Raw genomic sequence first — 12,201 nt, forward strand, 5'->3', positions numbered from 1 at the left:
CGAAGATATGTTCGATCCATGACCGACGATCACAAGGCAGACACCGTCGACCCCGGGACGGCCGAGAAGGACCCCGCGGACTGGACCACCGGCGACGAGCCGATGACCGGGCCGCAGCGCTCGTACCTGGAGACGCTGCTGCAGCAGGCCGGCGAGGACGCGCCGGACGACCTGGACAAGCTCAACAAGTCCGAGGCGTCGCGTCGCATCGACGCGTTGCAGGAGAAGACCGGTCGCGGGAACTGATTCATTCGCCGTGTGGGCCGTCGGAGACGATCCGGCGGCCCACACGTATGTTCGGGCTCGCCGTTATCGGCACCCTGATATCGAGCCGATAATGTGCGTTATGACAGTTGATACGTCGGCGGGAGGTTCTGCGCCCCATGGCCTCACCCCTCGTTCCGGGCGTCCCTCGGATCCGGACGGCCGCCCCGGCCGACTACGACCCGATCGTCACGGTGATGGACGGCTGGTGGGGACGCACGGTCAGCCCGGTCCTGCCGCGGCTGTTCCTGGAGCACTTCCACGAGACGAGCCTCGTCGCCGAGGACGCGTCCGGCCTGGCCGGGTTCCTGGTCGCCTTCGTGTCCCCGGCGTCACCGCAGGACGCCTACATCCACTTCGCCGGCGTCCACCCCGGGCGTCGCGGACAGGGCCTGGCGCGAGCGCTCTACGGGAGGTTCCTCGACCTCGCGCGTGAGCGCGGCTGTACCCGCGTCCGGGCGATCACCCCGCCGCGCAACCAGGACTCGGTCCGCTTCCACCGGGCCCTGGGGTTCGACGTCTCCGACCCGCAGGCCGATTATCACGGTCCCGGCCAGGACCGGATCGTGTTCACCCGCCGGATCTGACCGCCCCTGTGGGCGCGGGGTCCCCTGGCCCTCCCTCCCCGTGCGGGGCCGGCACATGGTGGTGCGTCGTACGGCGTGCACCGATCACCTGTGCGACGTGCTGGGCTGATGTGTGCGTCCGGGGAGTCGAACCCCGTGCGCGGCCCCTCGCGCGCCAGGCATGGGCCGGTCTTCGCCCGCCGGCCCTCGGGCTCGTGCCCGCTCCCCGCCCGGGTACCTGCTCCCGCGCCGATTCAGTTGTCATAACGATCAGTCGAGCAGATCGACCGTCCAGTTGGCCTGCTGGATCCGTGCGTCCAGCTCGCGGACGTCGCGGGCCACCCGGTCGGCCCGGCTGCGCAGCTCGCCCACCGGTAGGGCGGAGAGCTGGCGCAGCTCCGAGCGCAGCTGCCGGAAACCCCCGTGCCCGGCCGCGGCGTCGGCGGCCGCGGTGAGCAGTGCGTGCCGCTGACGCAGGACGTCCCGGACGGCCAGGGCGTCGGTCATGGTGCCGTCGTCGCCGAGGTCGGTGGCGGCGTTCGTGCGGTTGATCCGGCGGATCAGCCCGGCCAGCTCGTCGAGCACCTCGTCGGCCTCGCCCAGCAGCGCCGCCGCGTCCTCCGGGGGCTGCTCACCCTCCTGGTAGCGCGCGCTGCCGACGACGCGGGTGCGTAGCTGCTCCACCCGTCGACGTGCGTCGGCCCGCAGCGCGAGCGCCTCGGCCAGCTTCATGGTCCACCTCCCCCCGGCGGTCCAGGTTGCCATGTGTGGATCTCCGGCACCACGCGATTACCCTGTGGTGCACCTGCCCGGGCCGCAGCGGCGGCTCTCGACGGTTATCCGGTCGACGCGTGGCGTCACAGCAGGGCAGGCTCCTGCGGTGCACCACGCCGAGAACGGAACCGGGCGCCGTGCGACCGCGTGAGGGCGAGGTCCTGCACTTCTCCGAGGACCCGACCATCGAGGAGTTCGTCCCGCACATCGCCGCGTCGGCCCGGGTCCGAGACACCCTGGTCTGGGCGGTCGACGCGCCGAGGGCACCCGCCTACTGGTTCCCGCGGCAGTGCCCGCGCGTCCTGACGTGGGCAGTGTCCGGCAGCACGGTCGCGGACGTCGAGCGTGTCATCGGCCCGTCCGGCGTGACGCGGGTGCACGCCGTCGAGTACGCGTGGCTGGAGCGGATGCGGTCGGTGCGTCTGTACGCCTACCGCCTGCCGGCCGCCCCGTTCCGCCCGTTCCCCGAGCCGGAGCCTGCGCGCCGGCAGGAGACCGCGGAGCCGTCGGCCCACGTCGCCCGGGTCCGGATCCGTCCGCTGGGGCGGCCCGAGCCCGTCGGGGATCTCCTCGCACTGCACGAACAGGCCGGTATCGAGCTCCGTGTGCTGCCGGAGTTGTGGACGTTCTGGGAGGCGGTGACGGCCGGGACCCTGGGGTTCAGCGGTATCCGGCTGCGCAACGCCCGTCCTCCGTCTCCGCGGTAGGGCCCTTACTCCCCCTCGGGCATGTCCCGCAGGCGTCGCAACGGGGAGAGCAGCACCCAGAGCGGGGCGAGGGTGTTGCCGACCGCGACGACGAGCAGGGTCGCCCGCGGGCCGATCACCTCGCCGAGAGCGCCGCCGAGGAGGCCTCCCAGCGGGATGGTGCCCCACTCCAGGAAGCGGACGCTGGCGTTCATCCGGCCCAGCAGGCGTGCGGGGCAGATGGCCTGGCGGAAGCTGACCTGGGCGACGTTGTAGACCACCGAGCCGTAACCCAGGGCGAACAGGCCCACCGCCGCGGCACCGAGCAGCGGGCCCGGCCGGGCGAGCGGGACGAGCACCATGATCGGGCTGGTGACCAGCAGCGACCAGACGATCGTGCGCGCCTGGCCGAGCCGCCGCGTCCAGGCTCCGGCGGTGACGGCCCCGACCAGTGCCCCGACCCCGGCGGCGGCGAGGATCAGCCCGACGACCGCCGCCGGCTGGCCGAGCTCGCGGGCGAGGAACAACGCCAGCGCGGCCTGCATGACGCCGGTGAACAGGTTCGACGTCCCGGTGCACAGCACGATCGGCCGCAGCAGTCGGTGGTCCCGGACGAAGCGCAGCCCCTCCCCGATCTCCGCGCGCACCGAGGTGCCCGACGGCACCGGTTCCGGCTCCGCGGTGCGGATACGGGAGAGCAGGGCGGCCGAGGCCAGGTAGCTCACCGCGTCGACCAGGACCGCACCGACGGACCCCACCAGCTGCACCAGACCGCCACCCAGCGCGGGGCCGCCCGCCTCCGCGCCGGCGCGGGTCGACTCCAGCTTCCCGTTGCCCTCGACGAGGTGCTCGCGTCCGACCAGCGAGGGCAGGACGGACTGGTAGGCGACGTCGAAGAACACCGTGCCCAGACCCGCCAGGAACGCGACGACGAGCAGCTGCGGGTATCCCAGGACGCCGAACCAGCCGGCGACCGGGATCGTCGCCAGGAGCGCGAACCGGGCCAGATCGGCGGCGATCATGACCGGGAACCGGCGCACCCGGTCCAGCACGACGCCGGCCAGCAGGCCGATGAGCAGGAAGCCCGCGGTCTGGGCGGCGGTGAGCAGACCCATCTGCCACGGGGTCACGCCGAGCACGGTCACCGCCAGCAGCGGGATCGCGACGTCGCCGATCCGTGTCCCGACCTGGCTGACGCTCTCCCCCGACCACAGGAGCAGGAAGTCGCGGTGCCGCCAGAGCGAGCCCGGGCGCGGGGTCAACCGGCGCCGGGGCGGACTCGTGTCGCGCATCGGCTCACCCTCGCAGGGTCCGGCGGCGGCACCGCCACGGTTTTCGCCCGGTGAACACCGGAGCCGGGATTCAGCGCAGGGCGAAACCCTCCGCCGCCGGACGGCGGTCCCCGAGGACGGACAGACCGTCGTCGGCGGTCACCAGGCAGTGCAGCCTGCGGGTGCGCGGCCGGGTGGCCCACCACAGGCGCAGGTGGAGGCGGTCGACCCCGGTCCGCCACCGCCGCGGGCAGCCGGTGCGTGGGCGCGCGACGGAGCGCAGCTGCGCCCGGCGGGCGGCGACGGCGGCCCGCAGGTAGTCATCGGTCGCCACGGTCGACCTCCGGAGGCCGTCGCAACGACGTGGCCGCGAAGACCTGGGCGGCGCGGGCCCCGGCCGGTCGGGCGGACGGGTCGCCGACGCGGTCGTTGTAGCGGTGGACCAGCGTGCGGATGTCCGCCGTCAGCTCGGCCAGCTCGTCGGCGGTCACGAACGCGACCGTCTCGGTGACGGCCGTTGCGTCCAGCCACTGCGGCTCCTCCCGGCTGCGCCACCGGATCCAGGACTTCAGGTGCGCGGCCAGGTGGTCCAGCGACACGTCGCTGAGCGCCACCGCCGCGACCGCCGCCTCGTCGTCGAGCCCCTCCCCTCCCGCCCGCCAGCTGCGGTCGACGACGACCAGCCGCCACGGCTTCTCCCGGCCCGTCCCGCCCTCGGCAGCCTCGACGAACCCGTACCGGGACAGCGTGTTCAGGTGGTAGGAGCAGCTCGCCACGCTCTCCCCCGTCAGCTCCGAGCACCGCGTCGCGGTCATCGTCGGCTCGAGGTCGAACTGCTGGAGGATCTGCCACCGCGTGGGATGGGCGAGAGCCCGGAACGTCTTCTTGTCCGTGATCCAGTTCGGCTTCTCGGGGTCCATGTCCTGCGGACGGGGCTCGGGCACGGCACTACCGTGACATGACAAGAAGTCTTTCGCAAGAACTCTTGTCATAGGTCCGGGCCGGTCCGGCGTCCGCCGGAGGGCGGGGTGCGGACGCCGGGACGCCGTCCACCCGACCACGAGGCGGCCACGGCGGGCACCGCGGCCAGAGCCGTCAGCCCGGCGGCCGCCCATGCCGGACCCGTCGCCGACATCGACAGGCTCCATCCCCCGACGAGCGGCCCGGCCGTCGCGCCGACGTTGAGCGCTGCGGTGGTGGCACTGCCCCCGAGAGTCGGGGCACCGGAGGCGAGTGTCAGCGACCGGGCGATCACCGCCGACCCGACCGCGAACGCGGCGGCGCCCATCATCGCGACCAGGAGGAGAGTGACCCGTCCGTGCCCGGCCGGCAGGGCGAGTGCGACCCAGCCGAGCAGGACGATGGTCCCGCCGACGAGCAGCAGGGAACGGTGGTGGGCGTCGGCGAGCCGCCCCGCGAGCGTCACGCCGGCGAAGGACCCGATCCCGAACAGTGCGAGCCCGACCGGCACCGCCTCGGCGCCGAGACCGCCCGCACCGGTCAGCAGCGGGGCGAGGTAGGTGTAGACGGCGAAGGTGCCGCCGTTGACCAGCGCTCCGACCAGCAGCGTCAGGACGACCGGGGCGCGCCTCAGGGCCCTGAGCTCCTGGCGCACCGCCGGTGCCGGACCGCGTCCGTCCGCGTGCCCGGGCACCGTGACCAGGACCCCGGCCAGTACGGGGAGCGACACCAGGGCCACGGCCCAGAACGTCGAGCGCCACCCGAGCAGCTGCCCCAGCATCGCCCCGGCGGGCACCCCGACGATCAACGCCAGGGTCGTCCCGGCGAGCAGCGTCGCCGTCGCCCGTGCGGTCCGCTCCGGCGGGACGACCCGCAGCACGAGGGCGAACGCGACGGCGAGGAACCCGGCGTTCGCGAGCGCCGCGACGACCCGGGTCGCCATCAGCACGCCGAAGCCCGGCGTGAGCGCGCCCAGGACGTGGACGGCGAGGAAGACGGCCAGGAACCCCGAGAGCGCGGTCCGCGGTGGGAGGCGGCGCGCCGAGAGCGCCATCAGCGGCGCCCCGACCACCATGCCGACGGCGAAGGCCGAGGTCAGCGATCCGGCGGCGGCGACGGGGACGTCGAGGTCCCGCGCGATCTCGGCGACGAGACCGGCGAGCATGAACTCCGAGGTCGCCTGGGCGAGGACCGCCGAGGCGAGGACGTACAACACGAACGGCATGACACGGCTCCGCGAGCATCGAGCCCGCGCAGGACCTCCGCGGCCGTCGAGGGCGCGGTCGGGCCGTACGGGGGCGGGGAATCGACGACGATGCGATGCGGCCACTGCACACGTGGCGGGCGGGGTCGGGCCGGGCGAGGGTTGCGCACCTGCTCGCGGGCCTGCCTGCGCCACCGGCGAGGGGCCGGTGGTCAGCGTCTGTCGGACTCCGGGCTGCTCACGGAGACGACCTTAGCAACGGAGTTTCGGTTCGACACCCGGTATTCGCGGCGTCGAGGACGGCCGCCCTCCCCCGGCCCTGCGGGGCGACGGGGGCGGCCGAGTCCTACTTGCCGCGACCGGTCGTCGGGACGATCGCCGGGTTGGCCGCGGCGTTGGCCGCGGACTTCTTGTCCGCGCGCTTCTGTTTGAGCGACTTCTCGGACTTCTTGCTACTGGACTGGCGGGGCGACTTGTCGGACATGCTCGATCTCCTCGGTACGCGTAACGGAACCGCCACGCCCGGTGGCGCGCCGGGCGGCGCGTGCCGAGCAGGTCGTCGAACGACCTGATACCGACTGTCCTCCGGCCGGGTCACCGGCGCAACGACCCTGCGCCCGGGGGTCGTCAGGACATTGCGGAGGCGAGGGCGGTGTCGTCGGCGTCCGTGTCGTCGTCGGACCAGGTCGGTCCGGTGGGTGGATGGTCGAGGTGCCACCGCACCGACTCCGCCACCCGTCGTCCCAGGAAGCGCGTCCCTCCGAGCACCAGCACCCTCACGACGACCACCCTGGCACCCGTCCTGCCGCCTCGGGAGCCGGTCCGCCCAGGGCGAACGGCGGTCGAAGCCCGGCGAAACGCCTGACGGTGAACGAACCGGACCGCGGCGCCCACCCTGTGGGACGTCCGACCGTTGCGTCTGGCAACGATGCAGGTCACAGTGCGACGATCCGCCCATCGCCCGGTGGGTCGTCCGCCGCCGGGCCCGTCGACGGGGGGCCGGGATGTCGGATCAGTCGGGGCGTGTCCTCGACCGGGCGTCGAGCGTGCTGGAGATCTTGCCGGTCACCGGCTGGCACCGCCGCCTCGTCGTCCTCGTCGGGATCGGGTCGTTCTTCGATCTCTACGAGGTGTTCCTGGGCGGGGTGCTGGCCCCGGTCCTGGCCGAAGAGTTCGCACTCGGCTCGACCGGCAAGGCCGCGGTGCTGGCGGCCGGGTTCGCCGGGATGTTCGTCGGCGCGAACGTGCTCTCGATCGCCGCGGACCGGTTGGGACGGCGCAGGGTCTTCATCCTGAACCTGCTGCTGTACTCGGTGTTCTCGCTGGCCGCGGCGTTCTCCCCGAACATCGAGACGTTCCTGGTGCTGCGCTTCCTGGCCGGGGTCGGGCTCGGTGCGGAACTGGTGCTCGTCGACACCTACCTCGCCGAGTTCGTGCCCGGCCGGGTCCGCGGCCGGATGACGGCGTGGGCCTACACCGTCGGCTTCCTGGGCGTCCCGATCGCGGCCCTGCTCGGCGGGAAGCTCGTCGCCGCGGAGACGCTCGCCGGCATCGACGGCTGGCGCTGGCTGCTCGTGTTCGGCTCGCTCGGGGCGGTGTTCGTGCTGGCCGTGCGGACGATGCTGCCCGAGTCGCCGCGCTGGCTGGAGAGCCGAGGCCGGTTCGCGGAAGCGCGTGAGGTGGTGCGCTCGGTGGTGGAGAAGGTCGCGCCGGGGACGCCGGTGCCCGAGGCTCCCGCCCGCACCGACGGCCGTGAGGGCGACGACGCCCGCAGCGTCACCGAGGTGCTCACCATCGCGTTCCGGGACTACCGGCAGCGCAGCGTGATGCTGGTGATCTTCCAGGTGCTGCAGACGGTCGCCTACTACGGCTTCGGCACGCTCGCGCCGCTGGTGCTCGTGGCCAAGGGCTTCGACATCACCGAGTCCCTGGGCTACGCCGCGCTGAGCTTCGCCGGCTACCCGCTCGGGTCGCTGACCTCGGTGCCGCTGGTCGAGCGCGTCGAGCGGAAGTTCCTGATCATCTACTCGGCGATCGGGATCGGGGTGTTCGGGCTGGTGTTCGCCGCCGCGGAGAACGTGGTGGTGATCGTCGTGTCCGGGTTCCTGCTCACCGCCATCAGCAACGTGTTCTCCAACGGCTTCCACATCTACCAGGCCGAGATCTTCCCGACGGCCATCCGCAGCACCGCCAGCGGCATCGCCTACTCGCTGTCCCGGGCGACGTCGATCGCGCTGCCGTTCATCGCCGTCCCGTTGCTCGCCTCGCTCGGCCCGGTCGCGGTGTTCGGCGGGGCCGCAGTGCTGATCGTGCTGCTGTGCCTCGACGTCGGCCTGCTCGGACCCCGCAGCACCGGACGTCCGCTGGAGGAGGTCGAGCGCGTCGGCTGACCGCCGGTCACCCCGCCGCGCGGCGTGATCGAGGCGCTGCCGTGACCTGATCCGCGCACCCTCGGCCGTCGCCCGTCGTTGATCTCATGATCAGCACGGAACGCAACGTAGCGGGGGGCCGAACGGATGAACCGACGTCGATGGGCAGCGATCGGGACGGCGGTCGCCGCACTGACCGCGGTACTGGCGATGGCCCCGCTGGCCCAGGCCACGCCCGAGCAGCCCGCCGCTCAGCCTTCGCTGCCGCCGCCCTCGGCGCTCGACCCCTCTCCCCCGGGGTCCAACGACTGGAGCTGCGAGCCCGGTGAGGACCACCCGAACCCGGTCGTCCTGGTGCACGGGCTCTCGGCCAACCAGGCCAACAACTGGGCCTACATCTCCCCTCGGCTCGCGCAGCAGGGCTACTGCGTGTTCTCCCTGACCTACGGCGAGAACCCGATCCTGCCGCAGGTCGGCGGCCTGGCGCCGATGGAGCGCAGCGCGGAGGAGCTGGCCGCGTTCGTCGACCGCGTGCGCGGCACGACCGGTGCGGAGAAGGTCGACATCGTCGGGCACTCCGAGGGCAGCCTGATGCCGAACTACTACGTGAAGTTCCTCGGCGGCGACCGCTACGTGGACCGCTACGTCGGCATGACCCCGCTCTGGGACGGCACCCAGACCGCCGGGCTGGCGTTCCTCAACCGGACCGGGCAGCAGCTCGGCCTGGACCCGGCGCTGGGCCTGACGCTGGACCCGGTGTGCGGGTCCTGCCGCCAGCTCCTCGCGGGCTCGGACTTCATCGCGCAGATGAACTCCGACGGCGGCCCCGCGGTCGACGGTGTCACGTACACGATGATCATGACGAAGTACGACGAGCTGGTCGTGCCCTACACCAGCGGTGAGCTCGACGGCGCGACGAACATCGTCCTGCAGGACGGATGCCCGACCGACCTGGCCGAGCACGTCGCCGTCGCGTTCGACCCGGTGACGCTGGGCCACATCGAGAACGCGCTGGACCCGGCGAACGCGAAGCCGGTCCGCTGCACGCCGGTCGGGCCGGACGCCCCGTCCGCGATCTGACCCACCCGGCCGCACCGGTCCACCCCGGCCCGGGGTACTCCCCCGGGCCGGTGGCAGCCTGGGCACCATGTCCGCCGAAGAGCTGATCGCCGCCGTCCGGGCCGGGAAAGCGTGCACCGATCTGGACCTGCGCGGGACCGAGCTGCGGGAGGTCGATCTGGCCGGCGCGCAGCTGCGCGACTGCCGGTTCGACGACGTCGACCTGGGCGGTGTCCGCCTCGACGGCGCGCGGATCAGCGGCGGCAGCTTCGCCCGGGCCGACCTGCGCGAGGCCGACCTGACCGACGCCGTGCTCGCCGGCGTCGACCTGTCCGGTGCGCGGTTCGCCGGGGCGATGCTCGGCGACACCCGGTTCGAGGGCTGCCGCATGATCGGGACGTCGATGCGGGGCCTGCGTGGCCTGGCCGCGTCGTTCCGGCTGGTGGGGTGCAACCTGCAGGTCGCGGACCTGCAGGAGCTCAGCCTCAAGGGGATGCAGGTCGAGGAGTGCGACCTGTCCGAGGCCGACCTGCGCGGCGCGGACCTGCGCGAGGTCGTCTTCGACCGGTGCCGCCTGCGCGGCACGGTGCTCAAGCACGCCCGGATGGGCGCCGCCGACCTGCGGACGTGCGACCTGGGCGAGATCACCCCGGACACGCCGCGGGAGCTGGCCGGGGCGATCGTCTCCCCGGTTCAGGCGTCCGCGGTGTGTGAGGCGCTGGGACTCATCGTCCTGGAGCGTTAGCCGACCGGCGCGATCAGTCGTCGTCGTGGGTGGAGGACAGCAGCTGGCCGTCGATCCACGAGTCCAGGGAGCGTTCCCGGCCCTGGTCGTCGGTCATGCGGCAGTCCCGGCCGACGATGTCGTCGGAGTCGGCGGACGGGCTCAGGCGGGGCAGGCCCGAAGCGTCGCACTCACCGGGCTCGGCCGGCTGCGAGGGCTCGGAGAACGTCGACGACGGGTCCTCGCCCTGCGCCTGCTGCTGCTCGAGAACCTGCTGGCGGCGGACCTGCTGGTCCTGGAACGCCTCGAGCTCCGCACGTCCCTGCTGCTGGACGACGGCGTCACGCTGGCGGGCGTCGGCCCGGACGTCCTCGACCAGGGCGCTCACCGAGCGCTGGTCGCGGGCCTGGGCCAGCGCGTCCTGCTCCCGTGCGGCGTCGCTCGCAGCGGACACCGCCGACACGGCCTCCTCGGCCCGGCCCGGCACCTCGGTGCGCACGCTCGGCACCGACGGCGTGGTCTCGGCCGCGGTGGGTGCCACGGCCTCGTCCGTCGTCGCACCGGCGTCAGCCGCCGGGGGCACGGCGGCCCCGCTGCTCAGAACCAGCCCGGTCGCCGCGCCCGCCGCGCCGAGGACGGGGACCGTTCCGGCCAGCGCGCGTGCGGTGATGCTCGGTCCACCCTGTCGATGGCGTCCGCTCATGTGATCGCCTCCCGCCGTGATTGTGCCCCAACGGTGACGAGAACAAACACGCGCAGTGACTCCCCGTTGTCTACTCGCCGTAGGAGGACAGCAGCTGCCCGTCGATCCACGGGTCCAGCGAGCGCTCCCGGCCCTGGTCGTCGACGTAGCCGCAGTCGCGGTTCGTGATCCAGTTCGGGTGCTCCGGGTCGTCGAAACGGGGCGAGCCCTCGAGGTCGCACACGCCCGATCCGGCCTCGGATCCTGTCGCGGCGTCGTCGTCGCCCGTGTCCTCGCGTGCCGTGGTCTCCTGCTCGGCCTCCCGGCGGTCCTGCTCGGCCCGTGCGGACGCAGCGGTGACGGCCTCGCCCGCCGTGTCCGCGGCCGCGGAGGCGCCCGGCAGCGCCCGAAGAACCGACGGCGTCGCTGCCGCCGCCGCGACGACGGACGCGGGAGACGCGCCGCCGGGCGGTGCGGCGAGTGCGGCGATGTCCCGGGGGCCGGAGTCCACGCCGAGAGCCCCACCGCCGAGCACGACCGCCGCCGCCACTCCGGCCGCGGCCAGTACGGGGACCACCCCGGTCAGGACCCGGCGGCCGATCCCGGTCCGTGCCCTCTGTCGTCGGTGCCGTCCGGACATGGCCACCCGCCTTCTGCTCGTTCGCTACCCGGATCATCGCCGGGGAGCAGCGGTCGTGAGCCGAACAGAGCACTTGTCACCTGGAATGATGACGGCCGGCACGACCAGCGCGGTATCGGCTGTCCGGGCGTATGCGGTCAGCCGCCGAGCAGGGAGCCCTCACCGAGGAGCGTGCCGTCGAGCAGGCCGTCGTCGCCGAGGAGGCCGGAGTCGTCGTCGGAGTCCTCGGTGGGCTCGGGGCTCGCCGACCGGGCCCGGAGATCGGGGGCCGTCGTCGGGGCGGGCGTACTGCGCGGGGTGACGGCCGAGGGGCGGGGTGCCGTCGTCGTCCGGGGAGCCACGCGCGGCGCCGGTGCCTCGGAGGTCTGCGGAGCGCGGGCCGCGGCCTCGGCCGACCGCGCAGCCGCCTCGGCGCGGGCGGCGGCGCGCTCCTCGGCCTGCGCACGGGCCTCGGCGGCGCGCTGCTCGTCGACCCGGCGGTCGACGGCCGTGGTGGCCGCGGACACCGCTCCCCCGGCCATGTCGGAGCTGCGGTGCACGGCGAACGGCGCGGCCGAGACGGCGACGACGTTCGCGGCGAGGACCCGCTCCTGGGAGGGGAACGTCGGGATCGCGACCCCGGGCCCTCCGGCGGAGACGGTCGCGCTGCCCAGCACGACGGCGGTCGCAACGGCCGCAGCGCCGACGACCGGCACGGCGACGGCCAGCATCGTCCTGACCACGCTCGCGCGTGCCCGGTGCCGTCCGGCCATCTGTGATCGCCTCCCGATCGACTGCTGCAGCGGTCGGTACGAACTCTAGGCCGAACAGATCAACGTTCACCAGGACCGATGTGATCAATCACCCGGAGTTACCAGGCGACGAGCGGCACCCTCGTCCCGAAGGATCCGACGAGAGTGCCGCTCGCCGAACCTCGGTGCCGGGCCTCGCCCGCCGGCGGAGCATCGAGCGGCACGCTCGTCGCAATGGTTCCGACGAGAGTGCCGCTCGCTGGAGGTGGCA

General features: G+C 73.3%; 16 protein-coding genes. 6 read left to right on the plus strand and 10 right to left on the minus strand.

Annotation, left to right across the window (positions count from 1 at the left end; translation table 11 throughout):
- Positions 1 to 18 precede the first annotated feature (18 nt).
- Both EV383_RS16450 and EV383_RS16455 read left to right on the plus strand, forming a co-directional pair.
- Positions 19 to 246, plus strand: a complete 228-nt coding sequence (locus tag EV383_RS16450) for a DUF3072 domain-containing protein (protein WP_130290728.1) — start codon at positions 19 to 21, stop codon at positions 244 to 246.
- Positions 247 to 383: 137 nt separating this feature from the next.
- Positions 384 to 851 carry a GNAT family N-acetyltransferase gene (locus EV383_RS16455; protein ID WP_130290729.1) on the plus strand — a complete coding sequence of 156 codons (468 nt, stop codon included), beginning with the start codon at positions 384 to 386 and terminating at the stop codon, positions 849 to 851.
- 249 nt (positions 852 to 1,100) lie between these two features.
- On the opposite strand, the gene EV383_RS16460 is transcribed toward EV383_RS16455, so the two are convergent.
- Positions 1,101 to 1,562, minus strand: a complete 462-nt coding sequence (locus tag EV383_RS16460; RefSeq protein ID WP_130290730.1) for a DIP1984 family protein — start codon at positions 1,560 to 1,562, stop codon at positions 1,101 to 1,103.
- A gap of 179 nt (positions 1,563 to 1,741) precedes the next feature.
- On the opposite strand from EV383_RS16460, the gene EV383_RS16465 reads away from it, so the two are divergent.
- A complete protein-coding gene (locus EV383_RS16465) occupies positions 1,742 to 2,311 on the plus strand; it encodes a DUF6886 family protein (RefSeq protein WP_130290731.1) in 570 nt (189 codons plus the stop codon).
- A 5-nt stretch (positions 2,312 to 2,316) separates the two neighbouring features.
- On the opposite strand, the gene EV383_RS16470 is transcribed toward EV383_RS16465, so the two are convergent.
- From EV383_RS16470 to EV383_RS31230, 6 genes are all read right to left on the minus strand, one after another.
- A complete protein-coding gene (locus EV383_RS16470) occupies positions 2,317 to 3,582 on the minus strand; it encodes an MFS transporter (protein ID WP_130290732.1) in 1,266 nt (421 codons plus the stop codon).
- 70 nt (positions 3,583 to 3,652) lie between these two features.
- On the minus strand, positions 3,653 to 3,895 hold the full coding sequence (locus EV383_RS16475; protein ID WP_130290733.1) for a hypothetical protein: 243 nt from the start codon (positions 3,893 to 3,895) through the stop codon (positions 3,653 to 3,655).
- A complete protein-coding gene (locus EV383_RS16480; RefSeq protein WP_165438373.1) occupies positions 3,882 to 4,505 on the minus strand; it encodes a winged helix-turn-helix domain-containing protein in 624 nt (207 codons plus the stop codon). Before EV383_RS16480 ends, EV383_RS16475 begins: the two co-directional genes overlap by 14 nt.
- A gap of 44 nt (positions 4,506 to 4,549) precedes the next feature.
- Entirely contained in the window at positions 4,550 to 5,746 is a 1,197-nt protein-coding gene (locus EV383_RS16485) for a Cmx/CmrA family chloramphenicol efflux MFS transporter (protein WP_130290735.1), read from the minus strand.
- 325 nt (positions 5,747 to 6,071) lie between these two features.
- Positions 6,072 to 6,209: a hypothetical protein gene (locus EV383_RS31225; protein ID WP_165438374.1), complete on the minus strand. Its 138-nt coding sequence runs from the start codon at positions 6,207 to 6,209 to the stop codon at positions 6,072 to 6,074.
- A gap of 143 nt (positions 6,210 to 6,352) precedes the next feature.
- On the minus strand, positions 6,353 to 6,505 hold the full coding sequence (locus EV383_RS31230; protein WP_165438375.1) for a hypothetical protein: 153 nt from the start codon (positions 6,503 to 6,505) through the stop codon (positions 6,353 to 6,355).
- A gap of 224 nt (positions 6,506 to 6,729) precedes the next feature.
- Here EV383_RS31230 and EV383_RS16490 point away from each other — a divergent pair, with 224 nt between their 5' ends.
- The 3 genes from EV383_RS16490 to EV383_RS16500 all read left to right on the plus strand — a co-directional run bounded on the left by EV383_RS16490 (position 6,730) and on the right by EV383_RS16500 (position 9,898).
- Positions 6,730 to 8,115, plus strand: a complete 1,386-nt coding sequence (locus EV383_RS16490; RefSeq protein ID WP_130290736.1) for an MFS transporter — start codon at positions 6,730 to 6,732, stop codon at positions 8,113 to 8,115.
- Positions 8,116 to 8,241: 126 nt separating this feature from the next.
- Positions 8,242 to 9,174, plus strand: a complete 933-nt coding sequence (locus tag EV383_RS16495) for a lipase family alpha/beta hydrolase (RefSeq protein ID WP_130290737.1) — start codon at positions 8,242 to 8,244, stop codon at positions 9,172 to 9,174.
- Positions 9,175 to 9,241: 67 nt separating this feature from the next.
- Positions 9,242 to 9,898 (plus strand): pentapeptide repeat-containing protein, encoded by a 657-nt coding sequence (locus tag EV383_RS16500; protein ID WP_130290738.1) that lies wholly within the window; start codon positions 9,242 to 9,244, stop codon positions 9,896 to 9,898.
- 13 nt (positions 9,899 to 9,911) lie between these two features.
- Here the strand turns inward: EV383_RS16500 and EV383_RS16505 are convergent, their stop codons facing one another.
- The 3 genes from EV383_RS16505 to EV383_RS16515 all read right to left on the minus strand — a co-directional run bounded on the left by EV383_RS16505 (position 9,912) and on the right by EV383_RS16515 (position 11,951).
- On the minus strand, positions 9,912 to 10,580 hold the full coding sequence (locus tag EV383_RS16505; protein ID WP_130290739.1) for a hypothetical protein: 669 nt from the start codon (positions 10,578 to 10,580) through the stop codon (positions 9,912 to 9,914).
- A gap of 70 nt (positions 10,581 to 10,650) precedes the next feature.
- On the minus strand, positions 10,651 to 11,199 hold the full coding sequence (locus tag EV383_RS16510) for a hypothetical protein (RefSeq protein ID WP_130290740.1): 549 nt from the start codon (positions 11,197 to 11,199) through the stop codon (positions 10,651 to 10,653).
- A gap of 137 nt (positions 11,200 to 11,336) precedes the next feature.
- On the minus strand, positions 11,337 to 11,951 hold the full coding sequence (locus EV383_RS16515) for a hypothetical protein (RefSeq protein ID WP_130290741.1): 615 nt from the start codon (positions 11,949 to 11,951) through the stop codon (positions 11,337 to 11,339).
- Positions 11,952 to 12,201: the final 250 nt, after the last annotated feature.

The organism is Pseudonocardia sediminis (genome assembly GCF_004217185.1).
GTDB lineage: Bacteria > Actinomycetota > Actinomycetes > Mycobacteriales > Pseudonocardiaceae > Pseudonocardia > Pseudonocardia sediminis.

Excerpts from the sequence above, each read along its gene's own strand:
- EV383_RS16450 (WP_130290728.1), top strand. The coding sequence starts at position 19 with ATGACCGACGATCACAAGGCAGACACCGTCGACCCCGGGACGGCCGAG.
- EV383_RS16485 (WP_130290735.1), bottom strand. The coding sequence starts at position 5,746 with ATGCCGTTCGTGTTGTACGTCCTCGCCTCGGCGGTCCTCGCCCAGGCG.
- EV383_RS16470 (WP_130290732.1), bottom strand. The coding sequence starts at position 3,582 with ATGCGCGACACGAGTCCGCCCCGGCGCCGGTTGACCCCGCGCCCGGGC.
- EV383_RS16490 (WP_130290736.1), top strand. The coding sequence starts at position 6,730 with ATGTCGGATCAGTCGGGGCGTGTCCTCGACCGGGCGTCGAGCGTGCTG.
- EV383_RS16495 (WP_130290737.1), top strand. The coding sequence starts at position 8,242 with ATGAACCGACGTCGATGGGCAGCGATCGGGACGGCGGTCGCCGCACTG.
- EV383_RS16510 (WP_130290740.1), bottom strand. The coding sequence starts at position 11,199 with ATGTCCGGACGGCACCGACGACAGAGGGCACGGACCGGGATCGGCCGC.
- EV383_RS16455 (WP_130290729.1), top strand. The coding sequence starts at position 384 with ATGGCCTCACCCCTCGTTCCGGGCGTCCCTCGGATCCGGACGGCCGCC.
- EV383_RS16500 (WP_130290738.1), top strand. The coding sequence starts at position 9,242 with ATGTCCGCCGAAGAGCTGATCGCCGCCGTCCGGGCCGGGAAAGCGTGC.
- EV383_RS16505 (WP_130290739.1), bottom strand. The coding sequence starts at position 10,580 with ATGAGCGGACGCCATCGACAGGGTGGACCGAGCATCACCGCACGCGCG.
- EV383_RS16460 (WP_130290730.1), bottom strand. The coding sequence starts at position 1,562 with ATGAAGCTGGCCGAGGCGCTCGCGCTGCGGGCCGACGCACGTCGACGG.
- EV383_RS16515 (WP_130290741.1), bottom strand. The coding sequence starts at position 11,951 with ATGGCCGGACGGCACCGGGCACGCGCGAGCGTGGTCAGGACGATGCTG.
- EV383_RS31225 (WP_165438374.1), bottom strand. The coding sequence starts at position 6,209 with ATGTCCGACAAGTCGCCCCGCCAGTCCAGTAGCAAGAAGTCCGAGAAG.